The following is a 26,607-nucleotide window of genomic DNA, read 5'->3' on the forward strand; positions in this document are numbered from 1 at the left end:
ATGCGCGAGTTCACGATTCCGCTGCCGATCGCCCGCGCGGTGCTCGGCCCGGTCTTCCGGTTGACGCTCAATGCCCGGCTGCCGGTCGCGGTGCAGCGCGCCCTGCTCGACGCGGGCTCGGTGTTCCAGCTGATGCCCGAGGGCACGATCGTGCAGCACCTGCAGCTGGGCGGGCGAGCGGCCGAGCGGATCATCGCCGAGACCGCGATTTCGGGTTCGCGTACCCGCGCGGTCCCGCCCGAGCGCGCGGCGGGCGCGATCCTGTACCTGCACGGCGGCGGTTACGTGGTCGGTTCGCTGACCACGCACCGCTCGCTGGTCGCGCATCTGGCCAGGGAGAGCTCCTGCGCGGTGTACTCGCTGGACTACCGGCTGGCCCCCGAGCACCCGTTCCCGGCCGGCCTCGACGACGCCGAGGCCGCGTTCCTGGAACTGGTCGACAATGTCGGCTACCGGCCCGAGCAGATCTGCCTGGCCGGTGACTCGGCGGGCGGTGGACTGGCGCTGGCGCTGGCCCAGCGCCTGCTCGAGCGCCACGCCATGACCCCCGCCGCGCTGGGCCTGATCGCCCCCTGGGTCGATCCCACCCAGCCACCGGCCAAGGACCGCGACCTGGTGATCAACCGGGCGTGGTCGCAGGCGTGCGCCGCCCACTACCTGGGCGACGCCGCCGTCACCGAGCCGGGCTACGCCCCGCTGCTCGGCAACCTGATCGGCCTGCCGCCCACCTACGTGCAGGTCGACGTGAGCGAACTCCTGCACGATCAGTGCCGCCGGCTCGTCTCAGCCCTGCGTGGCGCGGGCGTGCACGTCCGCTTCACCGAAACCCGCGGCCTCTGGCACGTCGCGCAACTGCAGGCCGCGCTGGTCACCGAGGCCGCGATGGCTCTCAGCGAACTCGCGGAGTTCCTGCGTGAAGCAATTCAGCCGGTGTCGATAGACGATTTACGATAAAGCCTGCTGATGGGCAATTCGGGCGGCGATATCGCGACCCGCGCGAGAGTGTCGTAGATTACTGGCGAGTAGAACCCACCTGGAAGGGCACAGATGCGAGAGTTCGAAGTTCCGGCTTCCTACACCATCCCGGACGATGCGAACAATTCCGACAACGTCTTCCGCTTCGGTAAGGAAGCGCCGAACACGGTGTTGTTCAACGTTCCGAACGGCAGCGGCGGCTGGAACGACGTCACGGCGGCACAGTTCGAGAAGGCCGTCACCGGCGTGGCCAAGGGCCTGATCGCCGCAGGCATCGAACTGGGCGACCGGGTCGCCATCATGGCCTCCACCCGTTACGAGTGGACGCTGCTGGACTTCGCGATCTGGGCCGCCGGTGGCGTGACCGTCGCGATCTACGACAGCTCGGCCGCCGAGCAGGCCAAATGGATCCTGCAGGACTCCGAGACCAAGCTGCTCGTGGTCGAGAACGACAAGCACCGCGCCACGATCGCCGAGATCGAGGACGGCGCGCTGCCCGCGCTCGCCGAGACCCTGCAGATCGACAAGGGCGCGATCGACGAGCTCACCAAGCGTGGTGCCGACCTGGACGACGAGGTCGTGCACGCGCGCCGCAAGCAGGTCGGCGCGGCCTCCCCGGCCACCCTGATCTACACCTCGGGCACCACCGGCCGCCCCAAGGGCGTGCAGCTCACCCACGCGAACCTCTACGCCGAATCCCGCTCCGGCGGCATCGAGCTGAGCGCCTTCGTCGCCGAGGGCAGCAAGACCCTGCTGTTCCTGCCGCTGGCGCACGTGTTCGCCCGCGCGGTCGCGCTGATCGCCTTCGACTCCAAGGTGACCATCCGCCACACCGCCGACTGGACCACCCTGGTCGAGCAGTTCGGCGACTTCAAGCCGGACTTCATCCTCTCGGTGCCGCGCGTGTTCGAGAAGGTGTTCAACTCCGCCAAGCAGAAGGCGCACGACGGCGGCAAGGGCAAGATCTTCGACGCCGCGGCCGAGACCGCCATCGCCTACAGCGAGGCGCTGCAGACCAAGGGCGGCCCGGACCTGGTCCTCAAGCTCAAGCACTTCGTCTTCGACAAGCTGGTCTACGGCAAGCTGCGCGCGGCCCTCGGCGGCCAGTGCATCGCCGCGGTCTCCGGCGGCGGCCCCCTCGGCGCGCGCCTGGGCCACTTCTTCCGTGGCGTCGGCGTCACCATCTACGAGGGCTACGGCCTGACCGAGACCACCGCCGCGTTCACCGTGAACACCCCGTCGGCCATTCGCGTCGGCTCGGTCGGTCGCCCGATCCAGGGCCACGCGGCCAAGATCGCCGAAGACGGCGAACTGCTGCTCAAGGGCTCGGTCGTGTTCGACGGCTACTGGGGCAACGCCGAAGCCACCGACGAAGCGTTCGAAGACGGCTGGTTCAAGACCGGTGACCTGGGCGCCATCGACGAAGACGGTTTCGTCACCATCACCGGCCGCAAGAAGGAAATCCTGGTCACCGCGGGCGGCAAGAACGTCTCCCCCGCCGTGCTCGAGGACTCCCTGCGCGCGCACCCGCTGATCAGCCAGGTCATGGTCGTCGGTGACGGGCAGCCGTTCATCGGCGCGCTCATCACCCTCGACCCGGAGGCACTGCCGGGCTGGAAGGAGCGCAACGGCGTCGCCGCCGACACCGCGATCGAGACCCTCATCGAGAACCCGACGCTGGTCGCCGAGGTGCAGGCCGCGATCGACGAGACCAACAAGAAGGTCTCCAAGGCCGAGGCGATCAAGAAGATCCGTATCCTCCCGGTCGACTGGACCCAGGAGGGTGGCGAACTCACCCCGAAGATGTCGCTCAAGCGCGCCGTCGTCATGAAGCAGTACGAGGCAGACGTCAACAAGATCTACAGCTGAATTTTTGGCGGCTGGCGCCGCGGGGTTTTCGGCCCCTTGGGCCTCACTCCCGAGGGGCGATACTCCGGCTTCGCCGTTACGTCTCGCCCCTCGGGAGCGAGGCGGCCGAAAACCCGTAGTTGTTGGGTTGTGTGCTTGTGAGAAAGGCCGGTTGCGGGATATCGCAGCCGGCCTTTCTGCTGTTTGCTGTTAGAGGCGCTGGATCGCGAATTCGGCTGCGGTGAGGGTCATTCCGTTCAGGCTGTACAGGGTGTGCAGGGCGTTGGGCTGGCCGAGGGGGGAGCCGTCGCAGATGGTGTCGGCGGGGATGCACAGGTCGATGGTTTTGTCGGCATACGGGGCGCCGACCTCGACGGCGGGGGCGCCTGCATCGGACATGAAGCGGTTCGACGGTTTACCGAAGAGGGCGACGGCGGCGACATGCTCGGCGACCTCGGGGGGCATCGACGCGGGCAGGTAGGACTGGTACTCGGTCGGGACGCCGTCGGGGACGCTGGTGCCGGTGGCGAAGCCGGCCAGTGCGGCGCCCTGGGAGTAGCCGCCCAGCACGATCCGGCTGGCGGGGCAGTTCGCGGCGAGGTATTCGACGCGGCGCTGCGCGTCATCGATGCCGCGTACGACGGTGTGCGCGAAGGCGATGCGGTCGGTGAAGTCGCTGCTGGCCGGGTAGTCGACGCCGTACGCACCGACCGAGCGACCCTCGGCCTTCACCTTCAACGCCTCGACGAAGGAGGTGCCGGTGAGACCGAGTCCGCCACCGGGCTCGGCGGTGCCGCGGGCGAAGACGACTTCGATATCGGAGCAGGGGGCCGCTGTGGCCTGCTGCGTGGGCGTTACCAACGGAATCGCGGCTGCCAGGAGAGCTGCAGACACGAATCGGGGAAGCGTGCGTGCTGTCATGCCGGGCAGACTACCGACCGTGCTCGATACGGCCGCGTCGCCGGCTCTCGCCTGTCGCCGACTAGAGTCCGGCGTGGGAGGAGAACATCATGACGGACAAGACGACGTACCTCATCAGCGCCGGGGCGGAGCCGGCCGAGCGCGGGGATCGCGATTCGATCGGCGGTTGGCCGGTGCTCGATGCTGGCCAGGACTGGCCGATGTGTGGGTGCGGCAGCGCGCTCGCGCTGTACTTCCAGGTCGGGATACCCGGCTCGGTACCGCATTTCGGTGGTGATCAACTGCTGGTGTTCTGCTGTCCGGCCGAGGGCGACTGTGCTCCGATGCCCGGCACCCCACTGCCCGAACGGTATTGGGACACCCTGCCCGCGAACGAACCGCATGGTTGGCGGATTCTGCTGCAACGCACGGGGATTGCCCACCAGGCAGCGGATCCGTACTTCACGCCACGTCGCCTGACGCTGACGGCGGCGACGGACTACGATGACGAACCCGGATTCGAAGGACCGCTCCAGGGCTTCAAGATCGGCGGCGCGCCCAGCTGGGTGCAGGACGCCGAGGAGCACCGGTGCGCGTGCGGCGCCGAGATGGTCTTCCTGTGCCAGGTCAGCGAGGATTTCCCGTTCCGGAAGTTCGCCGATCCTGGCCTCGATCCGTCGATCCGCCGCGATGCCATCGACGAGGGCCTGTTCCTCGGCAACCAGGTCTACCTGCTCGCCTGCCCGGACCGCTGCGACCCAGCCGCCCTGTGGCCGGTGTGCCAGAACTGACCCCGCTGCGCTGTTCGTCTGCATGGGCCTGGTCGCAGCGGTTGTCGCCGGATTCGCCGGTCTGCTCGAACGCGTCACCCGGCCGATCGGCTCGATCACCTTCGCAACTCTCGGGGTGCTCGCGGTACCGACCGAGCGAGCCTCGGACTTCACCGCTGGGCCTTTCCTCAGACCGTGACGGCTTGCCTGGCACGCAGCGTGTAGAGGCCCGCGATGCCGATCGCGAGGTCGGCGGCGATCTCGAACAGGGCGGCGAACCAGGAGAACCCGGTGACGCGGGCCTGCGGCGGCGCGTTGACGAAGCTGTCGCTGAGCGGGCCGAACCAGTCAGGCAGCACGTGTACGAGGGTGAAGCCGATGGCGCTGCCGAAACCGACGAGGGTGGCGGCCAGCGGCGCGGCGCTGTGCCGGCGGAACACCAGCGCGATGGTCAGCACCGCGAACAGCATCTGGAGGGTGCCGAGCGCGTTGACCAGTGCGGAGCAGACATCGAGGCCGCGACGCAGATGGTCACCGCCGTGGACGAGGAGCGCGACGGCGAAGACCGCGGTGGTGATCCGCAGCGCGGTATCCGAAGGGGTGGTGGTCTCGGGCATGGGAGCCTCCTGTCTCTTCTACTACGCATCGTAGTTTTGCTGGCCGGTATTCGACTGTGGTTCGGGCGTCACGAATCGGTCACCGCTCGCCGTACCGCAGAGACGTAGGCTCGACGCATGGTGTATGCGCGGGTAGCGGCCGGAATCGTGGCGGCCGGGCTGGTTCTCGGGGTCGCGGAAATGGTCGCCGCGTTCACGGGGGTGGACAGCGCGCCCGCCTACGCGCTGGGCGCGACCGTCGTCGACCACACGCCCGACGGTGTCCGCGAGTGGGCGATCTCCACCTTCGGCACCAACGACAAAGCGGTGCTGTTCGTCTGTATGGGCCTGGTCGCGGCGGTTGTCGCCGGATTCGCCGGTCTGCTCGAACGCGTCACCCGCCCGATCGGCTCGATCACCTTCGCAATTCTCGGGGTGCTCGCCGCTGTCATCGGCGCGGGCCGCACCGGCGAATTCACCGGCGCGCTCCCCGCCTTGTTCGGCACGGCCGCGGGAATTTGCGCCTTGCGCGCGCTGACCCGCCGGATCGGCGACACCCCGGCGCAAGAACCCGTCACCCAGAAGACGCGGACGGCCGTCGGGTCGACATCGCGCGGCGAATTCGGAACCACCGCGGCCAAATTCGATGCTGCAGCAGGTGATCCCGACGGCACTGCGGGCCAAGCCGACGGGACGGCGAGCCAGGTCGACAAGGCAGCGGTCGGGGACGGCGGAATGGCGGCGCAGCCCGACAGCAGCGCGGCGGGCGATCGCGCGACGGCGGACAGTTCGGCACCCGGCCCCGGACGGCGGCGGGTGCTCGGTGGGATCGCGGCGACCGGGGTGATGGCGATCGGCGCCGGGCTGGCGGGGCGGCTGCTCAGTGGTGCGCGCGGGGATGTGACAGCCGAGCGAGCAACGGTCGAATTGCCCCGTCCCGCGACACCGTTGCCCGAATTGCCGCCGAACGCCGACCTGCGGCTGCCCGGACTCACCCCGTATCTGACCCCCAACAGCGAGTTCTACCGGATCGACACCGCGCTGACTCTGCCCCAGGTCTCCACAGCGTCGTGGTCGCTGCGCATTCACGGCATGGTCGAGCAGGAGATCCGGATCAGCTGGGACGACCTGCTGCGCCGCACGCCGGTGGAAACCCTGGTCACGCTGGCCTGTGTCTCCAACCCCGTCGGCGGCGACCTGATCGGCAATGCCCGCTGGCTCGGCTACCGCCTCGACGAACTGCTCGCCGAGGCGCGCCCGCTACCCGACGCCGACATGGTGCTCTCGCGCAGCGCCGACGGCTGGACGGCGGGCACTCCCCTGTCGGCCCTCACCGACGGCCGCGACGCCCTGCTCGCCATCGGCATGAACGGTGAACCGCTGCCGGTGCGGCACGGCTACCCCGCGCGCCTGGTCGTCCCCGGCCTCTACGGTTATGTCTCGGCCACCAAGTGGGTCACCGAACTCGAACTCACCCGCTTCGACCGGGCCACCGCCTACTGGACCCGGCGCGGCTGGTCGGCGCGCGGCCCGATCAAGACCGGCACCCGCATCGACACTCCACGCGGCCGCGGCCGGATCCCGCAGGGCCGCACCGTGATCGCGGGCGTCGCCTGGGCCCAGCACCGCGGCGTCACCGCCGTCGAAGTCCAGATCGACAACGGCGACTGGCGCCCCGCCCGCCTGTCCACCGAGGTCAGCACCGACACCTGGCGCCAATGGGCCTACGACTGGGACGCCACCGCAGGCCAGCACACGATCCGCGCCCGCGCCCTCGACCCCAACGGCCCCCAGACCGCCGTCGAACAAGACGTCGTCCCCGACGGAGCCACCGGCTACCCCACCTTGACAGTGGTGGTCCAGTAGCGAAGTTGCAGGCAGACGCAAGGCGACTACCTGGCAAGATGGTGGTTGTTCGTGCACAAGTCAGCACAACCAAGGAGCGCACGTGTCCGCCATCTTCGACTGGGCGACCAGCGACAACCTGCAGCCTGAGCCGGTGACCGTGGAGATCTGGCGCAAACTGCCGCAGGACTACTGCCGCCAAGTCGAGGTGGTCAACGGCGACATCGTCCGCGCCGAATCGCCGAATCGCGCGCATCAGAAGGCAGCGCGACGGCTGGCCGATCTGATCGAAGCCGCGGCGCTCGCTCACGTCAACCAGTACGGCGGCTGCCTGGATGTCGATACCGACTTCGACGTGGTGTTGTGGGAGTTCCCTCGTGCCACCATCCGGCGCCCCGACATCGCGCTGTTCGACTGCGCCCCGAACGACCTGCGGCCACTTCCCGCGCCGCTGGTGAAGGTCGCGATCGAGGTGGTCTCACCCGGAACCGAAATGGTCGATATCGCCGACAAGAAGACCGAATACGCGCTGGCGGGTATCCCTTGGTACTGGCTGGTATGGGTAGCCGACAACAACGTCAGCATGATCAAGATCTTCGTTCTCGATCATGTCCTCGGCCAGTACATCCCCCATCTCGAGCTCCAGCCCGCCGACACCGAATCGACGGTGGAACTGCCAGTACGTTGTCAGATCGATTGGAGTCGACTCAGCGACTTGGTGCGATAGCACTGCGCGCGACGCCCCCGACCGCCACACACGAGGCGCGGCGGGCGGAGCGGGTGCGCAGGTCAGACCCCGGCGTCGGCTTTCGCGCGTTCGGGCTTCGCCGCGGACGACTTGGTGTGGCCGACGAACAGGAACGAGGCGACGACGCCGAGGAGCAGGATGGCGGCGGGCAGAATCATCGACTGGCCCAGCGAGGTGCTGAACTCGTCGAGGATCTGCGGTGGGAGCGGGCCGGTCGCGGTGCCTTCGCCGACCGGTCCGCCGTCGCCGAGCCCGTTGGCGGTGAGGCGGGCGGCGATCAGCGCGCTGATCGCGGCACTACCGAGCACCGCGCCGACCTGGCGGGTGGTGTTGTAGACACCCGCGCCGGCACCGGCCTGCGCGATCGGCAGATTGTGCGTGGCGATCGAGGCCAGCGGCGCCCAGATGCAGGCATTGGCGAAACCGGCGACACCCGCCGCGACCAGGAACCAGATGATCGGCGACTCCGGCTTCATCAACGCGGCGAAGGCGAACACCGAACCGGCGAACAGGGTGAAGCCGATGGTCGGCACCAGCCGGGGCGGCAGCCGGTCGGAGAAGCGGCCGATGAACGGCGCGGTGAAGCCGGTGACCAGCGCCATCGGCGCGAACACCAGCGCCGAGGTGGTCGGCGACATCTCCCGCACGGACTGCAGATAGAAGTAGGAGGGCACCATCACCGAGGTGGTCGCCGCGCCCATCGCCGCGATGCCCACATTCGACAGCGCGAAATTGCGGTCGCGGAACAGGCTCAGCGGCACCAGCGGTTCGCCGGTGTTGCGGGCCTGGTTGATCACGAACGCCACCAGCATCACCACACCGAACCCGATGAGCAGCCAGATCCGCAGCGACCAGTCCTGGGTGTTGCCCTCCTGGATGCCGAACACCAGCGCCAGCATGCCGACACCGCTGAGCACCACGCCGACGATGTCGAACTTGTGATCGCTGGTCGGCAGCGCCGGCACCAGCCACACGGCCAGGCCGAACGCGATGATGCCGACCGGGACATTGACGAAGAAGATCCATTCCCAGCCGAGATTGTCGACCAGCACGCCGCCCAGGATCGGGCCGACCAGCGTCGCGAGGCCGGCCACGCCGCCCCACAGGCCCATCGCCGCGCCACGCTTGTCCGGCGCGAAGGTGCGGGTGATCACGGCCATCGTCTGCGGTGTCATCAGCGCCGCGCCGATGCCCTGGGCGGCGCGGGCCGCGATCAGCATGCCGATGCTGCCCGACAGGCCACACCACAGCGACGCTGCGGTGAAGATCGCCAGGCCGATCAGGTAGATGTTCTTCGGCCCGAACTTGTCGCCGAGGCGGCCGGTGACCAGCAACGGCACCGCGTAGGTCAGCAGGTAGGCGCTGGTGACCCAGATGACGTTGGAGATGTCGGTGTCCAGCTCGGTCATGATCGCCGGGTTGGCGACCGCGACGATCGTCATGTCCAGCAGGATCATGAAGAACCCGACGACCAGCGCGAACAGCGCTAGCCACGGATTACGTTGGGTAGTCATCGAATTCGGTTCCTATCGAGAAAATGAACGCGGATATCAGCCGCGGACGGGACTGCCCGCCCAGCGGGGTCGTGGCGCGGCGGGAGGTTCCCGGCTCGGCCAGTCGTGTTCGGTGCTGTCGCAGGCGACGATGCGTTCGCCGGTGACCGGGTCGAATTCCTCCCACTCGACGGCACCACTGCCCAGTTCGGCGGCGAACTGCTCGATCCAGGTGAATTCGGCGTGCAGGGTGGTGCGAATGTATTCCAGGACAAGGCAATACCGGCGCGGCATGGCCTGCTGGACGGTCCAGTCGAGCAGGGCGTCGAGATCGGCGAGTTCGCTCGCCAGATGCCCGAGGCGCTCGCCGAGCAGCGCGACGACCTGTTCGCGCGGCAGGCTGTGCGCCTCGGCGAGCGCCAGCCGGAAGATCGGGTACTCGCGCACCGGCGTACCGAGCAGTTCGGCGATGCGCCCGCGCAGCGCGTCGCGGCCTGCCTCGGTGATCCGGTAGGTCGTGCGCTCCGGCCGATTTCCCGCCCGCTCGGTCCCCTCCGCCGCGACCATCGCGTCGTCGGCCAGCCGCGCCACCGCGTGATACAGCGACCCCGGCCGCACTTTGATCAGCAGATCCTCCCGCCGCGCGACCAGCATTTGATACATCTCGTACGGATGCATCGGCCGCTCGTCCAGCAACGCGAGCACCGCGATCGCCAACGGCGACATCACCCCCCGCCCAGCCTGCCCCACCACATCACCTCCACTCCCGCGCCACCGCGCAGGTCACTGTTCCGGACCAAATATTCCAGTAGGAATATACGGAGTGGGACAGCGAGAGGCAAGAGTGGACTTCCACACGGCGGATCGGGCCGGCTACCGGCCTGCCCGCGCCCGAGACCTAATCGGACTGGGTAGTGGGGCGAGCAGGCCAGTCGACGCTTCACTTGTAACCGAAAAAAGTTGTAGATGTAAGTGAAGGTGGATAGGGTCGTACATGTACCAAGCCGGCAGTCGAACCGAAGGAGAGGACCATGGATCCGCTGCTCCGCGGTGATCGCGCGACGGTATCGGTAACCACGCGCGAGGTCGAGCAAGCCGGTCTTGTTCGCGACTTCCTGGGCGACGCCTCGCCGACACTGTCCGTGCACGTGCACGGGGCGCCCGAAACACACCTCACAGTGCCAGCGGAACTGACGTCGATGATTCTGCAACTCGTCGACCTCGTCGGCCGTGGCTGCACGGTGACCGTCGGCAGCATCCCCGCGGAGGTGACCACGACGGTGGCCGCCCAGATGCTGAACATCTCCCGCCCCACGCTGATGAAACTGGTCAGGGAGCAAAAGATTCCGTCGCACAAGGTCGGTGCGCACACCCGTTTGCTCAGCCGAGACGTCATCGACTACCGGCGCGCCCAGTTGGCCCGGCAGAGTGCGGCTTTCGACGAACTGCGCGCACTGGAAGAAGAATGGGGCGTCACGGACTGACGGGATACTCCCGCTGCCGGCCTGCCCGCGCCCGATACGATGGCCGCCATGGGCGGCAGGCAGGTGCAGCGAGTTCTGGTGGATGCCAACATCTTCTACTCGCGCACGCTACGTGACTGGCTCTGCTTGCTCTACTTGCGCGGAGGTAACGGGATGTTCCAGGTCTACTGGACCGAAGACATCATGGCCGAGGCGCTGTACCACCTGCGCAAGAACAACCCCTTCCTCGCCGAACAGCAGGTCGGCGGAATACGCCGAACCATGATCGAAACCTTCGGTGATCACAGCCAGATCTCCGGATACACGATCGACCGGAGTCTCGCCTACCCCGACGTCTTCGACGCGCACGTACACAGTGCGGCAGTCCACGCGGATGCCGATATCGTGCTGACAGCCAACCGTGACGACTTCCAGTTCGAGGGGATCGACGACCTCAGCTACGAGGTCTACAACGCCGATGCGTTCTTCCAACTCATCGATGACTCGAAACCCACCCTCGTTCGCGAAGTGACGCAGGAACAACTCGTCTATTGGGTCGGACGCAAAGGCAAAGCGCTACCCGAAGCATTGCGCACAGCGGGCGCCGACGGTTTCGCCGAGCGTGTACGTCAGCACCTACAGACCCTGGACGTAGGCAGAATTCTCGCGCAGCAACCGTGATCCCGACTCGTTGAGCTGGGGCCTTTCTGCAGATCGGCAACTCGGATGTCCGGTGTCCGGCGCTCAGAGGGCGTGGTCGTCGAGCCAGGTGTGGGCGACGGTGGTGGGGGTCGCGCCGGCTTCGACTTGGGCGATGAGGTCGAGGAGGGCTTCGGTGGTGAGTTCGCCGGCTACGTAGTTGAGTTTTTTCGTTTGTTGGCGGTTGAAGATGCCGGTGTGGTGGAGGGCGAGGATGTTCTGGGCGCGGAGGGCGTAGTCGGGGTCGGGTAGGGGGGTGAGGCCGGGGAGGTCCGGGGCGGGGCCGGGGGTGATGGCGGCCTGGATGGTGTTGTCCAGCAGGTTTGTTCGCAGGGTGGCGAGGTCGGGGTAATAGTGGACGGTCGCGGGGGTGCAGCCGGCGACGAGCTGGGCGGATGGGTTGTCGGCGAGAACCGGGTCGATAGCGGGAGCCGGCTCATCGGCGGGGGTCGGGTCGATCGCGCCGACAGTGAGGGTGGCACAGGTGGGGGCCAGGGCGGTGACGGTGTTGATGCCGTCGGTGGCGGATTCGGGGCGGAGCACGCGGGGGCGCAGGTCGGTGCCGTCGGCGGCGTCGGAGACCGACAGGCCCGCGGGGAGGGCGGCGTTGAGGGCGGCGGTGACGTCCCCGGGTTCGCGGGCGGGTGAGGTGGGGTTCCAGCGGTCGAGCAGGGCGCCGTTGCGGGCGCCGAGGACCGCGACGCGGCCTGCGTCGAGCGCGGCCAGCGGGTCGGTCAGGTCGGTGACCACGGTGGTGCGGGTGCCGGCGCGGGCCAGGGCCTGGGCGTAGATCTCGGCCAGCACCACCGACTCGGTCGAGCTGTCGGCACCGACCGCGACGACGGGTCGATCATCGGTATCGGCGCAGGCCACCGTGGTGATCGCCGCCACCGTCACCAGGATCGCGGCCACACTCCGACGCACTGCGCGCGCCACCATCGCCACCGACACCAACTTCCCGTATTCGCCGTCCACCCACGCAATTCGGCGCGACGCGGGCAGTATTACCCACCAGAATGTACCTGCGGCCCCCGGGACGCATGCACAGCGCACTGCCCGCCTTTGCCGGAAGGACCCCAGTGAAAACCGCGTTCGTCTCCTCCTCGCCAGGACACCATCGACCGGCACGCCGCCTCGCGGCACGCGCGGGCCGGGTACTCGCTGCCGCTGTGGCGCTCGCCGCCGCCATGATCGTCTCGGCCTGCGGCAACTCCGATCCGCTCGCGGCCACCGGCGATTGCACCAGCGACGCCCTCATCATCGGTTCGGCCAACTTCCCCGAATCCGAGACCGTCGCCAATATCTACACCGAGGTCCTACGGATCAACGGTTTCAAGGTCGACACGAAGTTCAATATCGGCAGCCGCGAAGCCTATATCCCGGCACTGCGCCAGTGCGCGATCTCGCTGATCCCCGAATACACCGGCAACCTGCTGCAATACCTCGACAAAGACGCCACAGCCACCTCCGCCACCGAGGTCACCGCGGCCCTGAACGGCGCGCTCGGCAGCGACCTGGCCATCGCGACGCCCGCCCCCGGCCAGGATTCCGACGCCGTGGTGGTCACCCGCGCGACCGCCGACAAGTGGAAGCTGACCAGCATCGCCGACCTGGCCCCGCATTCGGCCGAGGTGACTTTCGGCGCGATGGCCGAATTCGCGCAGCGGCCCGGCGGATTGCCCGGGTTGAAGAAGAACTACGGCCTCGATATCAGTGAGGCGAATTTCTCGCCGATCGCCGACGGTGGCGGTCCGGCGACGGTGCGCGCGCTGGTCGACGGGCAGATCATCGCCGCCGATATCTACACCACTTCACCCGCGATCGTGGAGAACGATCTGGTCGTACTCACCGATCCGAAACACAATTTCGCGGCCCAGAATGTGGTGCCGCTGTTCAATGCCGCGAAGAAGACCGACAAAGCGATGGCCGTGCTCGACGCGGTGTCGGCCAAACTCACCACCACCGAATTGATCTCGCTCAACACCGCGGTCTCCGGCGACGCCAAGATCGAACCGAAGGCCGCCGCGCTCGCCTGGATCACCGCGCAGGGGCTGAATTCCCCGATCGGCTAGGAGAAGCGTTGTCCGACATCGAATTCCGCGGCGTCGCGAAGACCTATCCGGACGGCACCCGGGCGGTCAGCGAGCTGGATCTGCGCATCGAGTCGGGCTCGTTCACCGTGTTCGTCGGCCCGTCGGGCTGCGGCAAGACCACCTCGATGCGGATGATCAACCGGATGGTCGAGCCCACCGCGGGCACGGTCCGCATCGACGGGCGCGATATCGCCGGCGTCGACCCGGTGCGGCTGCGCCTGGGCATCGGCTATGTGATCCAGAGCGGTGGCCTGCTGCCGCATCGCAAGGTCATCGACAATGTGGCCACGGTGCCGATGCTGCTCGGCGCCTCCCGCACGGCCGCGCGGGCCGCGGCGCTGGACGTATTGGACCGGGTGGGTCTGGATCGCGGTCTGGCGCAGCGGTATCCGGCGCAGCTCTCGGGTGGTCAGCAGCAGCGCGTCGGGGTGGCGCGGGCGCTGGCGGCCGATCCGCCGGTGCTACTGATGGACGAACCGTTCAGCGCGGTCGATCCGGTGGTGCGGGCCGAATTGCAGGACGAGATGCGGCGGTTGCAGGCCGAGCTGCACAAGACGATCGTGTTCGTCACCCACGACATCGACGAGGCGATCGCGCTCGGCGACCGGATCGCGGTGTTCGGGCGCGGTGGGGTGTTGCAGCAGTACGACGCGCCCGAGCGGGTGCTCGCCCGGCCCGCGACCGATTTCGTCGCCGGGTTCGTCGGTCGCGACCGTGGCTATCGGGCGCTGTCGTTCCGCACTGCCGAGGCCGTCGCGCTGACGCCGATCCGGACCGTCGAAGCCGACGGCATCACGGGATTGCGGCTGGCCCAGGGTGATTGGGCCCTGGTCGTCGATGCCGACGGCAGGCCGGGCGGCTGGGTGGACGGGACCGCGGTGGAGGCGGTCCGCGCCGGCGCGTCGCCGGCCGCGAGTGTGTCGGCGGGCGGTTCGCTGTTCACTCCTGACGGTGATCTGCGTCAGGCGCTGGACGCGGCGATCTCCTCGCCCTCGGGCATCGGCGTCGCCGTCGACGCGGCAGGCACCGTCCGCGGCGGGCTGCCGGCCGGCGAGGTGCTCGCCCAGCTCGCGGCACAGCGCCGCATCGAGGACGCCGAACGGAACCGGGAGTTCTTCGGCCAGTGAGATATCTGATCGACAACTTCGCCGACATCATGGCGATCACCCGCACCCACCTGGTGCTCGCGCTGGTGCCGCTGCTGCTCGGGCTGGTGCTCGCGATCCCGCTCGGCGCGGTGGTGCACGGCAGGCGCTGGGCGCGGCGGATCGCGACGACGGCGTCGAGCCTGGTCTACACCGTGCCCTCGCTGGCATTGTTCGTCGTCATCCCGCCGCTGGTCGGCATCTCGGCGATCGATCCGCTGAACGTGATCATCGCGCTCACCGTGTATTCCACCGCGCTGCTGCTGATCGCGGTGCCTGCCGCGCTCGACACCGTCCCCGCCGCGGTGGTCGACGCCGCCGACGCGATCGGCTACCGACGGCTCCGGCGCACGCTGACCGTCGACCTGCCGCTGGCACTGCCGGTGTTCGTCGCGACGGTGCGGGTCGTGACGGTCACCAATATCGCGATGGTGTCGGTGGGCGCGCTGATCGGGGTGGGTGGGCTGGGCAAGCTGTTCACGCAGGGCTATCAGCGCGACTATCCGGACCAGATCGTCGCGGGGATCATCGTCATCCTGGCGCTGGCGCTGTTCTTCGATCGGCTGATCCATCTCGTGGGGCGGCTCGCAACGCCGTGGACCCGCGCCGGTGCCCCAGGCCGTTTCGCGCGACGGATGCAAGTGGCCGAGGCCCCGGGACGCGCGGCGGGCGACATGCGCCGAAAGGATCGCGGATGAATCTCTTCCTCGATGCCTGGCGGTACCTGACCGATGGCGCGAACTGGGGCGGCCCGGCGGGGATCGAACATCGTCTGCTGCAACACCTCTGGTACAGCGTCCTGGCCGTGGCGCTGTCGGCGGTGGTCGCGGTGCCGCTGGGTCTGCTGATCGGGCACACCCGGCGCGGCAGCGCGGTGCTGGTGGGTTTCGCCAATGCCATGCGGGCCCTGCCGACGCTTGGTCTGCTGACCTTCCTCGTGCTCGGCCTGGGCCTGGGGCTGATCCCGCCGCTGCTCGCGCTGATCACCGTCGGTATTCCGCCGCTGCTCGCCGGTGCCTACGCGGGCATCGCGAATGTGCCCGCCGATGTGGTCGACGCGTCGCGGGCGATGGGGATGACCGAGGCGCAGGTGCTGTGGCGGGTGGAGCTGCCCAATGCGCTGCCGGTGCTACTGGGCGGGTTGCGCGCGGCGACATTGCAGGTGGTGGCGACCGCGACGATCGCCGCCTACGTCAACCTGGGTGGGCTCGGCCGCTACATCTTCGATGGCATCGGGCTCTACCGCTATGACCTGGTGCTGGTCGGCGCGCTGCTGGTCGCGGCGCTGGCGCTGGTGCTCGACGCGCTGCTGGCCGCGGCGGTGTGGCTGAGTGTGCCGGGCACCGGGCGACTCGCGCGCGGGCGGAGCTCAGTCGTCACCGAGTAGCGCGCGCAGGTGCGGGTCGTCTCGACGCACAGACTTCAGTCGTCGCCGAGTAGTGCGCGCAGGTGCGGGTCGTCGTCCAGCACTGCCCGCATCCTGGCGCGTTCGTGCGCGCGCTGGGCCTGGACGTGCAACCAGTCCTGCGCCGCTTCCACCAGCACGACGTTCACCGGGACGCCCGCCGCCTCAGCCGCGGCGGTGAGCTCGGCGGCGAGCTCGTCGGGGAACTGCACGGTGATCGATGCCATGCCCCGATGATCCCAGACAACACGACAGCGCCCCCGCTGCGGTGCGGGGGCGCTGTCGGTGAGCTACGAGTTACGCGACACCCTCGGCGCGCGCGGTCGCGGCCACGGCCTCGGCGACGGCGGGGGCGACGCGCGGGTCCAGCGGGCTCGGGATGATCTTGTCGACCGCGAGCTCACCGGCCACCACGCCGAAGATGGCGTCGGCGGCGGCGACCTTCATGCCCTCGGTGATGCGGCGGGCACCCGCGTCCAGCGCGCCCTTGAACACGCCGGGGAAGGCGAGCACATTGTTGATCTGGTTCGGGAAGTCGCTGCGGCCGGTGGCCACGATGGCGGCGTACTTGGCGGCCACCTCGGGGTGGATCTCCGGATCCGGGTTCGACATGGCGAACACGATCGACTCCGGCGCCATCGAGGCGATGAGCTCCTCGGGAATGGTGCCCGCGGACAGGCCGAGGAACACGTCGGCACCGGCCAGCGCGTCAGCCGGACCGCCGGTCAGGCCGCGCGGGTTGCTGCGGGCGGCCAGGTCGGCCTTGACACCGTTGAGGCCGTCGCGACCGGCGCTGACGATACCCTTCGAGTCGAGCACGACCACATCGGGGACGCCGGCGGCGAGCAGGATGTTGGCGCAGGCCACACCCGCGGCACCGGCCCCGGAGACGACCACCTTCAGCGCCGACATGTCCCGGCCCTGCTGCGCGGCCGCGCCCTTGAGGGCGGCCAGCACCACGATGGCGGTGCCGTGCTGGTCATCGTGCATGACCGGGCAGTCCAGCGCCTCGATGACCCGCTGCTCGATCTCGAAGCAGCGCGGGGCGGAGATGTCCTCCAGGTTCACCGCGCCGAAGCTCGGGCGCAGGTGGATCAGCGTCTGCACGATCTCGTCGGGATCGGTGGTGTCGAGCACCAGCGGGATCGAGTTCAGGCCGGCGAACTTCTTGAACAGCGCGGCCTTGCCCTCCATCACCGGCAGCGAGGCGCGCGGGCCGATGTCACCCAGGCCGAGCACGGCGGTACCGTCGCTGACGACCACGACGAGGCGGTCGGTCCAGGTGTAGGTCTTGGTGAGCGCGGCGTCCTCGGCGATCGCCCGGCTGACCTGCGCCACACCCGGGGTGTAGGCGATGGACAGGTCGCGCTGGGTCTCGAGCGGGGCGCTGAGCTCGACCGACAGCTTGCCGCCGAGGTGACCCGCGAAGATCTCGTCATGGGTGATGGCAGCCAGGCTCGCTGCGTCATCGGCCTGGGGCGCCGCGGTGGCATTCGGTGCGTCAGTCACAGGTGACACGATTTCACTCCTGCTCGAGTCGGACTCAACCGGGGGACGGTTACCGCCGGGTATATCGGGATTACGGAATTACATGACGCTCATCGGGTGCGCAGCCGGACGTGTTTCCCCGGATAGCTCCGGGTCGCGGGGGCGCGGCACTGATCCGCCGAGCGGAGCCGGACGGGTGGTCCGGGCGGACGAACGGGTGAACCCTCGGCCGCGACGGTGCGTCGCGTGGCAGGAGGTCACCATGGTCCCCGAACCCGGCGGTGGCAAGGGCAGGGAATCCGCAACATTCTGCCAGCCCGGCCGACGAGTTGCCAAACCGGTCGAGGGTGTCACCGGGCCGCGCGTCATCCATCGAGCGTAACGGGGTCGAATTGCCGTGGCGTAAGAGAAAACTCGCAGCTGAGGGGGAACAGCCGGTGAACAATCACACCGCGGCGGGTCGGTGGGTGGTGAGCTCGTCGCCGAGTGGTCGCGGCCACTGTTCGCGCCGAACCCAGACCTCGTCCAGCCCACCACAGCGCAGCCGCACACGCCAGTCCGCGCCGAGGTGGGGATGGTCGATGCGGCGATGGATACCGCGGGTCTCGGTGCGGACCAGCGCGCTGTATCCGGCCCAGCGGGCAACCGCCAGCAGCGCGGCGGCCTGTCTGGCCCGCAGCTGTTCGGCGCCGAGACCGCCGAGTTCGAACTGCGCGCCCGGCCACATGGCGTCCAGTTCGGCGATGCTGTCGCCGAGGCTGCCCGCGCTGCGCCGGTAGCTGCGGCGCAGCGGCAGGGTGTGCTCCTGCACCAGCCCGATCACCGAGCGCGGGTCGATGTGCGCGTGCGGACCCAGGCCGGCGCCGGGCACCGGGCGCGCACTGCCCGACCGCTCGGTGCCCAGCGCGAAGGCGGCCGCACCCGCGCCCGCCCAGCTACCCGAGGCCAGCGCCCAGGCGCCGCGGAGTCCGCCGGAGGTGCCCGCGGCGCCGGCCACCACCTCGCGGCCGGCCAGATCGCCCGCGGCGTAGAGGCCGCGCAGGGTGGTCGCGCAGTCCGGCCCGGCCAGCGCCAGGCCGCCGGCGCCGCGGATGGTCCCGTCCAGGACCGCGCGCACCGGCACCCGGCCCGTGGCGTCGATCGCGCCGTGGCGGCTGAGCCAGTGCCGGACGGTGTCGGGGACCTCGTGCAGCGCGGCGAACACCCGCCTGCCCTCGGCGATGGCGCTGAGCGCGGTGGTGTCGCCGCCGGTCAGCTCGGCGCCCGCGTCGTCGTAGACGGCCGCGAAGCGCATCGACAGGCCGGGGGCCACCGAGACGTGCACGCGCGCGGGCACCGGCGCCAGGCCGTAGGCGCTGGAGAATTCCATGCCGGCCAGTTCGGCACCCGCCTCGACGGCCATCAGCAGACCTTCGCCGGTGTCGACCTCGGTGCCGGCACCGCCGGAGAGGAAGGCGCAGCCGCCGGTGGCCACCACCACCGCGCCCGCCCGGATCGTCCACGGCCGGAACCTGTTGTGACGTTGCAGTCCCGCCGCGCCGGCGACGGTGGCGTCGGGGTCGACGAGCAGTTGCAGCGCCGGATGATGATCGAGGATCCGCACGCCCGCTTCGAGCGCGCCACGGCGCAGTCTGCGCAGGTAGCTCGCGCCGTCGAAGTGGACGCGGCCCGGCTCGCCGTGCGGATCGGGCACCCGGTGCCTGGTCCCCGGCCAGGTCCGCAGCCGCCGGTGGGTCTCGTCGAGTACCCGGTGCAGCCAGGCCGGATCACCCAGCCCGCCACCGCGTTCGAGCGTCGCGGTCACCGCGTCGGCGCGGGCGGCGCCGGGCGCGATGTCCCAGAGCACGGTGCTGCCGTAGACGGTGGGACCGCTGGAACCGCAGCGGCTCTTGTCCACCAGGACGACCCGCGCGCCGGTGGCCGCGGCCGAGACGGCGGCCCAGAGCCCGGCGGGTCCACCCCCGAGGATCAGAACATCCGTCTCGATGCTGCTCACAAAGAGAAATGTTCGACCACCGTTCACCGGTCCGCAACCACTACACGGCAGTCAGCTCCACCATTGTGTCCAAAGCAGTACTCCGGTCGTGATCACCACGATCACCGACCCGGACAGCGCCGCCAGGCCCCGCCCCCGATCGGCGAGCAGCTGCGCGCCGACGACCACCACCGCCGCGACCACATGCCAGGTCAGCGACTCCGCGCCCGGCCCGGGAAAGTCCCGGCGCGCACCCACCATCGCAGCGACGACCACCACGCACAACAGCACAACGACGCCACCGGCGAGGATGCCGCTGATCCCGCGGACCAGGGTCACGGGGCGATCACCGGGACCCCGCTCGCCTTGCCGATCAGCGCCTCGAACTGTTCGGGATCGGTCGTGTGGGCGCCGAGCGCGATGGTCTTGTTGCTGCCGTGATAGTCCGAGGAGCCGGTGCGCAGCAGGCCGAGTTCGGCCGAAAGGTCGGTCAGCACATTGCGATCGGCGGCGCTGTGGTCGGGGTGGTCGATCTCGAGGCCACCCAGGCCGAGGCCTGCCAGCTCCCTGATCTCGTCGATGGCCAGCAGCCTGCCGCGTTTGCGGGCCCGCACATGCGCCAGCACGCTGACCCCGCCCGCCGCGGCGATCAGCTGCACCGCCCTGGTCAGCGGGGTGTCGGCCTTCTCGGCGTAATAGGGCCCGTGCGGGGCGAGCAGTTCGTCGAAGGCGGCGCCGACACTGTCGACCACGCCCGCCGCCACCAGGGCCCGCGCCAGATGGGGGCGGCCCGCGGCCGGACCGGCCCCGGCCAGGATCGCGTCGGGGTCGATGGGCAGGCCGTCGGCCACCATCTTCTCCGCCATCGCCCGCACCCGCCCGACCCGCTCGGTGCGCAACCGTTCACGTTCCTCGGCGAAGCCACGGTCGCCTGGGTCGAACAGATAGGCCAGCAGGTGCACCGGGACCGGGTCGCCGTCCTCGCCCGTGCCGGTGCACGACATCTCCATGCCGCGCACCAGCGTCAGCCCCGGCGGACGCGCCGCCTCGGCCTCGGCCCAGCCGCCGGTGGTGTCGTGGTCGGTGATGGCCACGACGTCGAGGCCGGCCGCGGCGGCCCGGCGAACCAGCTCGGCCGGGGTGTCGGTGCCGTCGGAGGCCGTGGAGTGGGTATGCAGATCAATGCGCACACCTCAGTCTTACAGTGCGGTCGCAGCGGGCGTGCGATCAGCGCCGATGGCCGTAGCATCGACAGGTGCCTTCTCTTCCGCCGATGCCGTCGTTCCGCGGGCCCGGCCGCGCGGAGACACCGCCCCGGCCACGAATCCCGGTGCCGATGGCGCGCGCGATCGTCGACTGCGGCGTCTACGTCGACGGCGAGCGGCTGCCGGGGCACTTCACCCCCACCGAGGCGCTGGCCGCGGCGAACGCGACCGAGGACGGTTTCGTCTGGGTGGGCCTGCACGATCCGGACGAGTCGCAGATGGGCGAGGTCGCCGAGATCTTCGGCCTGCATCCGCTGGCCGTGGAGGACGCGGTGCAGGGCAGGCAGCGGCCCAAGCTCGAGCGCTACGACAACACGCTGTTCCTGGTGATGCGCACCGTCAGCTATGTCGAGCACGAGATCGACGAGATCAGCGAGATCGTGCTGACCGGCGACATCATGGTCTTCACCGGCACGCACTTCGCGATCACCGTGCGGCACGGCGAGCACACCGGGCTGGCCGGGGTGCGCCGGGAACTGGAGCGTCATCCCGAGCAGCTACGCCTCGGCGCGTTCTCGGTGCTGCACGCGGTGGCTGATCACGTGGTCGACTCCTATGTGGAGGTCTCCGAATCGGTCGAGCAGGACATCGACGAGATGGAAGAGGCGGTGTTCACGCCGAATTCGAAGATCGGCGTCGAGGCGATCTATCAGCTCAAACGCGAAGTGGTCGAGTTGCGCCGGTCGGTCGGGCCGCTGGGGCTGCCGCTACAGCTGCTCGTGCACAACCAGGAACTACCGGTGCCCAAGGAGATCCGCCGCTATCTGCGCGATGTCGCCGATCACCACACCAGCGTCTCCGAACACATCACCTTCTTCGACGAGGCCCTCAACGCCCTGGTCAACGCGGCGCTGGCCAAGATCAGCGTGCAGCAGAACACCGACATGCGCAAGATCTCGGCCTACGCCGCCATGGCCGCGGTACCGACGATGATCGCCGGCGTCTACGGCATGAACTTCGACCACATGTGGGAACTCCACCAGCCACTGGGCTACCCGGTGGTACTCATCGTGATGGCGGTGTTGTGCGCGTGGCTGTTCCGCAGCTTCCGCCGCAACAAGTGGCTCTAGTTTTTCGCGTACTGCTGATGGGTGCCGCTTCGGTGGTGCCGGGATCTTTGCGGCGGTCACTTGAACGCGGCGCCGTTCAACACCGCATCTATGAATTCCTGGGGCGGCAAATAGTTATGAAGCTCAATGTAATGAACGATCATCGCCGGTGCAATATAGCATTCACCCGCTGCTCCCCGCACCAGGATCTCCCCGTTCCCCAGGGCTTCCAACCCGACCAGCTCATTATACATTCGAAGTCCAGCCATTTCCCCTTTGGCTTCAGCCAGGATTTCGGACGTGCAAAATTCACATCCATGATATCCCCGAGTCATGTTGATTCGCTTTTTCGATCCTTTTTTCAATAGGCTCAGAAATTGAGGAGATGTCTCTCCAGTTGGGAATGGTTCATCGACAGAGAGCCAGCCAACATTGAGAGCTTGACCACAATCTTCAGGGGCCTGAATATATGCGTAAGGGCTGAGATCGGCGAAATACATGTCAGAATGATACCTCCCTGCAGGTGGCCATGTGAACCACGCCGCCTATTGTCCCGCTCGATAGCAACTCGGACAACGATCCACCGCGATGCCGTGGTCGACGGCGGCTTCGGCGACCGGCAGGACGGCCGTGTATGTCACACTCATGGGGCGCGGAGCCTCGTTGAAGTTGGGATCGTGGTTGAGACCTGGCGAATTCGACGGACCTAATTTTGCGGCAGCCTCACGCCCCTATTCATAGATTAGCGCAGCGCTAATCAAGAGAGCTATAAATGACCAATCGACAGAATCGGGCAGCTCTATCGGCCGAGGGCCACTGACACTAGGGATACCCATACCCTCCACCCAGGCGGCAGCGGCCTCAAGAAAGTTTTCTGTAGTAAGATTTTCGAACAGATCTGGGCGCAATCGAACTTCTGTCGACAACTGCTGCATATATGCGGTGAACTTTTCCAGAGTGTCGACATCGGCGTATTCTAACTCGGCCACATCTGACCACCTTACCCTCGAATTCTAATTCTCAATCCATCCCATGGATTGTTTAGTTTCCGTCCAGCTTCTCTTGCAATTTCATTTAACCCGCAGCCATTTTGTCATGTGCGCCACGCGCTCCCGGCGATATCTAATCTGGAGAATGCTGGTCCGGCTCCGACGGCTTGTTTTGTATATAGTAGGCGGATACTTTTGATAGATGGATTCGTTCGCCAATCGCATCTATCTGACTGGTGGATTTTCCCGTTGTTCTAACTCGGATAACGTCAACATCATTAAGTGTGACTGGTGAAATGTCTATATCTACTACAGAGATGTTATGAATCCCGTTGATTGTCGCATCGGCGACCGGCCGCAACTCGAGTTCTATCTGGACTGTATTGCAGTTCTCCATTGTCCATTTTATCGGTGGATTTTCAGGAAAACTGTTGAGGTTGAATCTTAGTTTCAATGTGGGCCCATCGCGATGTAGCTCGATCTCGTGCAGGTTCAATTCAAGCAGTGATGGCACCTTTCCTCCGTACATCTTGGTCAAGCTGTCCGAATTCTCGACCAATTCAATCCAGTTCATATCTCCCGGGCTAGACGAGGTGCTCATGAAAGTCGGTGTCCTCTCTTGGATCGTTGGACTGAATCAGTATGCCGAAATTCGTTGCAATTGTGCGCCCGAAGCGACTGTCTCAATCTTTATAGTGTTAGCTAGGGTTGCTACCAGCCGGATCGATTCCTGGTTGTTGGCAATTACCCTTGAAATATTGAGATCCACCAGCTTGGTAACCGTGTCAAGCGCGATTACGGCAGAATTGACACCTGTGAACCAAAGTTCAATACGGATAACTTTGTAGCCGCGCCATTTTTTTGGTGGGTCAGTGGGAAAGTCTGGTAAATCAAAGACCAGCTTCAGCGTTGGCCCGTCACGGTGCATACCAACCGAGTGGATGGTGACGGCCTGAAGCGACGGCACGTCGTCTCGGAATATTGCGTACATGCCGCGCGCGTTGTTGAGAAGGTCAACCCAGGTCATCTGCATCCTATCTGCGGAACGGATAGTGATCTAGCGTGCCCGGTACACTACCATTTCGCGTATCGTCGCTAGGGCGGACGTTGAAGTGTGGACCTTGATCGCCGACACCCCCTTCGCCGTACTGATGGCCCGCAGAATGATCTTGGATGGTTATCCTCTTGCCGCTTGGGGTTGTGTAGTCGTATTCTTGTGTGTTTATTTCGCGATAGTTCTCATCGAATATTTTCCGACCGTTTCGGTCAGTCATCGGCACATTTCTAAACGCGTCCGGCTGCTGGCTAGTTGGAATGCCGGCGTCTCGCAGTGCCTGATGAAATGCCTCGCGGCGCGACGGCAACTCGGAATCGGCAGCATCTCCACAGTCGAGACCCAAGGGATCGATCCAAGTGACAGGGTTATGCGTGTACGTATTCGGATTGGGTGCGGGTGCCAACCCGAGGGGGTCCTGGGTAAGGTAGCGGCCGGTTTCCGGATCGTAGTAGCGGTGGTGGTTGTAGTGCAGGCCGGTTTCCGGATCGTATTGTTGGCCAGGGAATCGGATCAGGGTCTGGTCCGTGCCAGCCCATTTCGTTTTACCCCAAAGATCCGTTTCTGCGGTGGCTTCGATTGTGCCCGAATCGATATTTAGCAGGTCGGTTGGCGTACCGATAAGGTCGGTCACAATAAGGTGGAACGTGTGAATGCTATTTGGGGTGTTGCGCTGGATCGTCTGACTGAGTGGCGCTCCAGTGGCTGGGTGGTAGTCCCAGGAGGTGGATTCCGCTGAGGTCGATTGTTCTATGAGTGTATTTTGATCCCAAGTATACTCATGGTGTTCAAGTATTCTGCCGTCGCCTGACAGGCGTTGTTTGGTGATGCGTCTACCATGTGCATCGTACGTGTATTTCCACCAGTTGCCATCGGGCGTGTAGATATCGTGAGCTGATCAAAGGCATTGTAGCGATAGTGCCAGTGGTCGGGTTTGTGGGAGATTCGGGTCTTCTTTTTGTGTACCAGGCGCCCGCTGTTGTCGTAGCTATACGAGATTCTGCCATGTCTGACCAAAAGGTTTCGATTGTATTCCCAATTTTGCTGTCCGCCTTTAGTAGCCTCCGCCGCAATGGTACTCAGTGGGATTGCGGTACGCCGGGACACTAGGTTGTCGAATGATTCATTTGTGATGTTGTTAAGGGCATCGTAGCCGTATCGGGCGGTGCTCGAGTTGCCCAGTTTGGTGGTAATGAGGGCTGTGACCCGTCCGGCGGGGTCGAGATCATAGTTCCTGGAGTGGGCGTGGCGAGCGGTGCCGGAGGTTTTGTGCTGAGTGATATATCCGTCTGGCCGCCAGGAGTATTCGTCGATCCGCAAATGGGACGTATCGCCGAGGTCTATTAGGGCGGAGCTGGTGAGGTGGCCAGTCTTGTCGTAGGCGTGCGTGTGGGAGAGTTGCCCGGCTCGCCAGTCGCCGGGGCGGCCAAGGTGGTCGTATTCGAGGGCGATGTAGTGACGACCAGCAGTAACGCTGTTGACCCGGCCTAGTTCGTCATACGCCCATGTAGTCGTTTTTCCGGCTGGGGTCGTGCGGGAGGCTGCGCGGCCATGAGGGTCGTAGGCAGTCACGATAGGTTGGTTGTGGTCGACTTGTTGTGTGAGCAGTCGGCCACCGCGTGTGCGGTTGTAGCGCAGTGTGTGTGCGTTGGTGCCGTTCGTACTGGTAGCGGTTTGGAGGTGCCCGGCGGGGGTGTAGCTGTAGGTGAGAAGCTCACCGGTCTCGGCGCGGATACTTGTAACCAGTCCGAGTTGGTTGTAAACGAAGTGACGGGGGATCCCGTTGGCCGGAGTGAGTATTCCGAGTTGGCCAGTTGGCTGGTATCTATAGGTGGTGATCGCCTGGTTGAAATCAGATTCCCTGGTCAATCGTCCGGAGCTGTCATAGTAATAGTTCCACGATTGTCCGAGCGGATTGGTTACAGCGGTCACCCGCTTTTCGGTGTCATATGTGTAGCCGGTTACGGAATCATCCGTATTGATATGTGTTTCTGGCAGGCCAAAAGGTCCGTAAGTATAGCTCTGGGTATTTCCAGCACGGTCGGTGTAACTGCGGATTGTCCCGCTGGTATTCCAACTCCACGCGTCGGTGTATCCGTCGGGGTCTAGCCGGACCAGTGGCTGCCCTTCGGGGTTCCAGGTGTAGTGGGTGACATCACCGGCCGGATTTGTGACAGCGGTTGGCCTGGCGAAGTGGTCACGGGTGATTCGAGTGGTGCGTGGGCCGTCCACGATCGCGAGCGCGAGCCCTGCTGCATTGACTTCGACTGTTGTTGGGGCGCGCCCCGACTCGGTCGTCGACTCGATTGCCCCGTTGTTGTGATAGGTGTAGATACGGGTGACACCGTCGGGATCGACCCGAGTGGCAAGGTTGCCTCGTTCGTCGTAATGATAGGTGATGACGCCACCGTCTGCATCAGCAATCTTCGCAGGTCGGTTGCGGTCGTAATAATCTATCTGGATCGTAGTCTCATCCGGGCGGACGATTTTTACGATGTTGCTATTCTGGTTGCGGTAGATGTACGTAGTCGCCAGGTCAGCTTCAATTATTCGGAACGGACGACGTGAGTCGTTGTCGATATAGTCCGTACGGGTGGCTGCGCCGCTGGGGTCCGTTTCTACGATGAGTCGCTTTTGGGTGTCGAATTCGTAGGTCCAGGAGCCGCCGACAGAATTCGTGACATGGGTCCGGCTGCCATGTGATAAGGGGAGGGTTTCGTAGGAGACGGTGGCGTTGAGGATGCCGTCGGTGCCTTCTTGGCGGACGATGCGTCCCTGTTCGTCGTAGGTGTTGGCGAAGTGGGTGT

27 protein-coding genes and 1 pseudogene are annotated in these 26,607 nt (G+C 66.4%); 12 read left to right on the plus strand and 16 right to left on the minus strand.

Going from position 1 to position 26,607, the window contains the following annotated elements:
• Together ACFXK0_RS03020 and ACFXK0_RS03025 are read left to right on the plus strand one after the other, a co-directional pair.
• Positions 1–954, plus strand: a complete 954-nt coding sequence (locus tag ACFXK0_RS03020) for an alpha/beta hydrolase (protein WP_379408008.1) — start codon at positions 1–3, stop codon at positions 952–954.
• Between the two features lie 93 nt (positions 955–1,047).
• Positions 1,048–2,844, plus strand: coding sequence for an AMP-dependent synthetase/ligase (locus tag ACFXK0_RS03025; RefSeq protein ID WP_379408010.1), 1,797 nt, complete (start codon positions 1,048–1,050; stop codon positions 2,842–2,844).
• A 189-nt stretch (positions 2,845–3,033) separates the two neighbouring features.
• On the opposite strand, the gene ACFXK0_RS03030 is transcribed toward ACFXK0_RS03025, so the two are convergent.
• The gene (locus tag ACFXK0_RS03030) at positions 3,034–3,744 is read right to left on the minus strand and encodes a cutinase family protein (RefSeq protein WP_379408011.1); all 711 of its coding nucleotides are present in this window, start codon (positions 3,742–3,744) and stop codon (positions 3,034–3,036) included.
• 89 nt (positions 3,745–3,833) lie between these two features.
• Here ACFXK0_RS03030 and ACFXK0_RS03035 point away from each other — a divergent pair, with 89 nt between their 5' ends.
• Positions 3,834–4,514 carry a hypothetical protein gene (locus tag ACFXK0_RS03035; RefSeq protein WP_379408012.1) on the plus strand — a complete coding sequence of 227 codons (681 nt, stop codon included), beginning with the start codon at positions 3,834–3,836 and terminating at the stop codon, positions 4,512–4,514.
• A 167-nt stretch (positions 4,515–4,681) separates the two neighbouring features.
• On the opposite strand, the gene ACFXK0_RS03040 is transcribed toward ACFXK0_RS03035, so the two are convergent.
• Positions 4,682–5,110, minus strand: a complete 429-nt coding sequence (locus ACFXK0_RS03040) for a hypothetical protein (RefSeq protein WP_379408013.1) — start codon at positions 5,108–5,110, stop codon at positions 4,682–4,684.
• A 117-nt stretch (positions 5,111–5,227) separates the two neighbouring features.
• Here ACFXK0_RS03040 and ACFXK0_RS03045 point away from each other — a divergent pair, with 117 nt between their 5' ends.
• Positions 5,228–6,955 carry a molybdopterin-dependent oxidoreductase gene (locus ACFXK0_RS03045; protein WP_379408015.1) on the plus strand — a complete coding sequence of 576 codons (1,728 nt, stop codon included), beginning with the start codon at positions 5,228–5,230 and terminating at the stop codon, positions 6,953–6,955.
• Positions 6,956–7,037: 82 nt separating this feature from the next.
• Positions 7,038–7,661, plus strand: coding sequence for a Uma2 family endonuclease (locus ACFXK0_RS03050; RefSeq protein WP_379408016.1), 624 nt, complete (start codon positions 7,038–7,040; stop codon positions 7,659–7,661).
• A gap of 62 nt (positions 7,662–7,723) precedes the next feature.
• Here ACFXK0_RS03050 and ACFXK0_RS03055 read toward each other — a convergent pair whose 3' ends face one another.
• Together ACFXK0_RS03055 and ACFXK0_RS03060 are read right to left on the minus strand one after the other, a co-directional pair.
• The gene (locus tag ACFXK0_RS03055; RefSeq protein ID WP_379408017.1) at positions 7,724–9,196 is read right to left on the minus strand and encodes a DHA2 family efflux MFS transporter permease subunit; all 1,473 of its coding nucleotides are present in this window, start codon (positions 9,194–9,196) and stop codon (positions 7,724–7,726) included.
• Positions 9,197–9,232: 36 nt separating this feature from the next.
• Positions 9,233–9,925 carry a PadR family transcriptional regulator gene (locus ACFXK0_RS03060; protein WP_379408018.1) on the minus strand — a complete coding sequence of 231 codons (693 nt, stop codon included), beginning with the start codon at positions 9,923–9,925 and terminating at the stop codon, positions 9,233–9,235.
• Between the two features lie 281 nt (positions 9,926–10,206).
• On the opposite strand from ACFXK0_RS03060, the gene ACFXK0_RS03065 reads away from it, so the two are divergent.
• Complete coding sequence (locus ACFXK0_RS03065; protein ID WP_379408019.1) at positions 10,207–10,659, plus strand: helix-turn-helix domain-containing protein; 453 nt, start codon at positions 10,207–10,209, stop codon at positions 10,657–10,659.
• A gap of 48 nt (positions 10,660–10,707) precedes the next feature.
• Complete coding sequence (locus tag ACFXK0_RS03070; protein WP_379408020.1) at positions 10,708–11,319, plus strand: PIN domain-containing protein; 612 nt, start codon at positions 10,708–10,710, stop codon at positions 11,317–11,319.
• A 63-nt stretch (positions 11,320–11,382) separates the two neighbouring features.
• On the opposite strand, the gene ACFXK0_RS03075 is transcribed toward ACFXK0_RS03070, so the two are convergent.
• Positions 11,383–12,261: a transporter gene (locus ACFXK0_RS03075; protein ID WP_379408021.1), complete on the minus strand. Its 879-nt coding sequence runs from the start codon at positions 12,259–12,261 to the stop codon at positions 11,383–11,385.
• A gap of 263 nt (positions 12,262–12,524) precedes the next feature.
• Between ACFXK0_RS03075 and ACFXK0_RS03080 the strand changes: the two genes are divergently transcribed.
• The 4 genes from ACFXK0_RS03080 to ACFXK0_RS03095 are packed head-to-tail and all read left to right on the plus strand — an operon-like array spanning position 12,525 to position 15,962.
• The gene (locus ACFXK0_RS03080) at positions 12,525–13,409 is read left to right on the plus strand and encodes an ABC transporter substrate-binding protein (RefSeq protein ID WP_379408076.1); all 885 of its coding nucleotides are present in this window, start codon (positions 12,525–12,527) and stop codon (positions 13,407–13,409) included.
• An 8-nt stretch (positions 13,410–13,417) separates the two neighbouring features.
• Positions 13,418–14,557: an ABC transporter ATP-binding protein gene (locus ACFXK0_RS03085; RefSeq protein ID WP_379408023.1), complete on the plus strand. Its 1,140-nt coding sequence runs from the start codon at positions 13,418–13,420 to the stop codon at positions 14,555–14,557.
• The gene (locus ACFXK0_RS03090) at positions 14,554–15,273 is read left to right on the plus strand and encodes an ABC transporter permease (RefSeq protein ID WP_379408024.1); all 720 of its coding nucleotides are present in this window, start codon (positions 14,554–14,556) and stop codon (positions 15,271–15,273) included. Before ACFXK0_RS03085 ends, ACFXK0_RS03090 begins: the two co-directional genes overlap by 4 nt.
• Positions 15,270–15,962 carry an ABC transporter permease gene (locus tag ACFXK0_RS03095; protein WP_379408025.1) on the plus strand — a complete coding sequence of 231 codons (693 nt, stop codon included), beginning with the start codon at positions 15,270–15,272 and terminating at the stop codon, positions 15,960–15,962. Before ACFXK0_RS03090 ends, ACFXK0_RS03095 begins: the two co-directional genes overlap by 4 nt.
• 35 nt (positions 15,963–15,997) lie before the next feature.
• Here the strand turns inward: ACFXK0_RS03095 and ACFXK0_RS03100 are convergent, their stop codons facing one another.
• The 5 genes from ACFXK0_RS03100 to ACFXK0_RS03120 all read right to left on the minus strand — a co-directional run bounded on the left by ACFXK0_RS03100 (position 15,998) and on the right by ACFXK0_RS03120 (position 20,633).
• A complete protein-coding gene (locus ACFXK0_RS03100) occupies positions 15,998–16,207 on the minus strand; it encodes a hypothetical protein (protein ID WP_379408026.1) in 210 nt (69 codons plus the stop codon).
• Between the two features lie 70 nt (positions 16,208–16,277).
• Positions 16,278–17,498, minus strand: coding sequence for an NADP-dependent malic enzyme (locus ACFXK0_RS03105; RefSeq protein WP_379408028.1), 1,221 nt, complete (start codon positions 17,496–17,498; stop codon positions 16,278–16,280).
• 415 nt (positions 17,499–17,913) lie between these two features.
• Complete coding sequence (locus ACFXK0_RS03110) at positions 17,914–19,464, minus strand: FAD-binding protein (RefSeq protein ID WP_379408029.1); 1,551 nt, start codon at positions 19,462–19,464, stop codon at positions 17,914–17,916.
• 51 nt (positions 19,465–19,515) lie between these two features.
• A complete protein-coding gene (locus ACFXK0_RS03115) occupies positions 19,516–19,782 on the minus strand; it encodes a hypothetical protein (RefSeq protein WP_379408030.1) in 267 nt (88 codons plus the stop codon).
• Complete coding sequence (locus tag ACFXK0_RS03120; RefSeq protein WP_379408031.1) at positions 19,779–20,633, minus strand: PHP domain-containing protein; 855 nt, start codon at positions 20,631–20,633, stop codon at positions 19,779–19,781. The genes ACFXK0_RS03115 and ACFXK0_RS03120 overlap by 4 nt, the downstream gene beginning before the upstream one ends.
• Before the next feature lie 65 nt (positions 20,634–20,698).
• Between ACFXK0_RS03120 and ACFXK0_RS03125 the strand changes: the two genes are divergently transcribed.
• The gene (locus ACFXK0_RS03125; RefSeq protein WP_379408032.1) at positions 20,699–21,778 is read left to right on the plus strand and encodes a CorA family divalent cation transporter; all 1,080 of its coding nucleotides are present in this window, start codon (positions 20,699–20,701) and stop codon (positions 21,776–21,778) included.
• Positions 21,779–21,834: 56 nt separating this feature from the next.
• On the opposite strand, the gene ACFXK0_RS03130 is transcribed toward ACFXK0_RS03125, so the two are convergent.
• The 6 genes and pseudogenes from ACFXK0_RS03130 to ACFXK0_RS03155 form a co-directional block, all read right to left on the minus strand.
• Entirely contained in the window at positions 21,835–22,257 is a 423-nt protein-coding gene (locus ACFXK0_RS03130; protein WP_379408034.1) for a hypothetical protein, read from the minus strand.
• A 231-nt stretch (positions 22,258–22,488) separates the two neighbouring features.
• A complete protein-coding gene (locus tag ACFXK0_RS03135; RefSeq protein ID WP_379408035.1) occupies positions 22,489–22,746 on the minus strand; it encodes a hypothetical protein in 258 nt (85 codons plus the stop codon).
• Positions 22,747–22,879: 133 nt separating this feature from the next.
• Complete coding sequence (locus ACFXK0_RS03140; protein ID WP_379408036.1) at positions 22,880–23,347, minus strand: Imm50 family immunity protein; 468 nt, start codon at positions 23,345–23,347, stop codon at positions 22,880–22,882.
• Positions 23,348–23,383: 36 nt separating this feature from the next.
• Entirely contained in the window at positions 23,384–23,773 is a 390-nt protein-coding gene (locus ACFXK0_RS03145) for an Imm50 family immunity protein (RefSeq protein ID WP_379408038.1), read from the minus strand.
• 7 nt (positions 23,774–23,780) lie between these two features.
• Complete coding sequence (locus ACFXK0_RS03150) at positions 23,781–24,434, minus strand: HNH/endonuclease VII fold putative polymorphic toxin (protein ID WP_379408039.1); 654 nt, start codon at positions 24,432–24,434, stop codon at positions 23,781–23,783.
• A 116-nt stretch (positions 24,435–24,550) separates the two neighbouring features.
• Positions 24,551–26,607 (minus strand): annotated as a pseudogene (locus ACFXK0_RS03155) (hypothetical protein); the annotation flags it as partial.

This window comes from Nocardia sp. NPDC059177, from assembly GCF_042755165.1.
GTDB lineage: Bacteria > Actinomycetota > Actinomycetes > Mycobacteriales > Mycobacteriaceae > Nocardia.

Bases quoted from the DNA above. Each gene is read 5' to 3' on its own strand.
- ACFXK0_RS03020 (WP_379408008.1), top strand. From the start codon at position 1: ATGCGCGAGTTCACGATTCCGCTGCCGATCGCCCGCGCGGTGCTCGGC.
- ACFXK0_RS03025 (WP_379408010.1), top strand. From the start codon at position 1,048: ATGCGAGAGTTCGAAGTTCCGGCTTCCTACACCATCCCGGACGATGCG.
- ACFXK0_RS03030 (WP_379408011.1), bottom strand. From the start codon at position 3,744: ATGACAGCACGCACGCTTCCCCGATTCGTGTCTGCAGCTCTCCTGGCA.
- ACFXK0_RS03035 (WP_379408012.1), top strand. From the start codon at position 3,834: ATGACGGACAAGACGACGTACCTCATCAGCGCCGGGGCGGAGCCGGCC.
- ACFXK0_RS03040 (WP_379408013.1), bottom strand. From the start codon at position 5,110: ATGCCCGAGACCACCACCCCTTCGGATACCGCGCTGCGGATCACCACC.
- ACFXK0_RS03045 (WP_379408015.1), top strand. From the start codon at position 5,228: ATGGTGTATGCGCGGGTAGCGGCCGGAATCGTGGCGGCCGGGCTGGTT.
- ACFXK0_RS03055 (WP_379408017.1), bottom strand. From the start codon at position 9,196: ATGACTACCCAACGTAATCCGTGGCTAGCGCTGTTCGCGCTGGTCGTC.
- ACFXK0_RS03065 (WP_379408019.1), top strand. From the start codon at position 10,207: ATGGATCCGCTGCTCCGCGGTGATCGCGCGACGGTATCGGTAACCACG.
- ACFXK0_RS03070 (WP_379408020.1), top strand. From the start codon at position 10,708: ATGGGCGGCAGGCAGGTGCAGCGAGTTCTGGTGGATGCCAACATCTTC.
- ACFXK0_RS03080 (WP_379408076.1), top strand. From the start codon at position 12,525: ATGATCGTCTCGGCCTGCGGCAACTCCGATCCGCTCGCGGCCACCGGC.
- ACFXK0_RS03095 (WP_379408025.1), top strand. From the start codon at position 15,270: ATGAATCTCTTCCTCGATGCCTGGCGGTACCTGACCGATGGCGCGAAC.
- ACFXK0_RS03100 (WP_379408026.1), bottom strand. From the start codon at position 16,207: ATGGCATCGATCACCGTGCAGTTCCCCGACGAGCTCGCCGCCGAGCTC.
- ACFXK0_RS03130 (WP_379408034.1), bottom strand. From the start codon at position 22,257: ATGTATTTCGCCGATCTCAGCCCTTACGCATATATTCAGGCCCCTGAA.
- ACFXK0_RS03140 (WP_379408036.1), bottom strand. From the start codon at position 23,347: ATGAGCACCTCGTCTAGCCCGGGAGATATGAACTGGATTGAATTGGTC.
- ACFXK0_RS03145 (WP_379408038.1), bottom strand. From the start codon at position 23,773: ATGACCTGGGTTGACCTTCTCAACAACGCGCGCGGCATGTACGCAATA.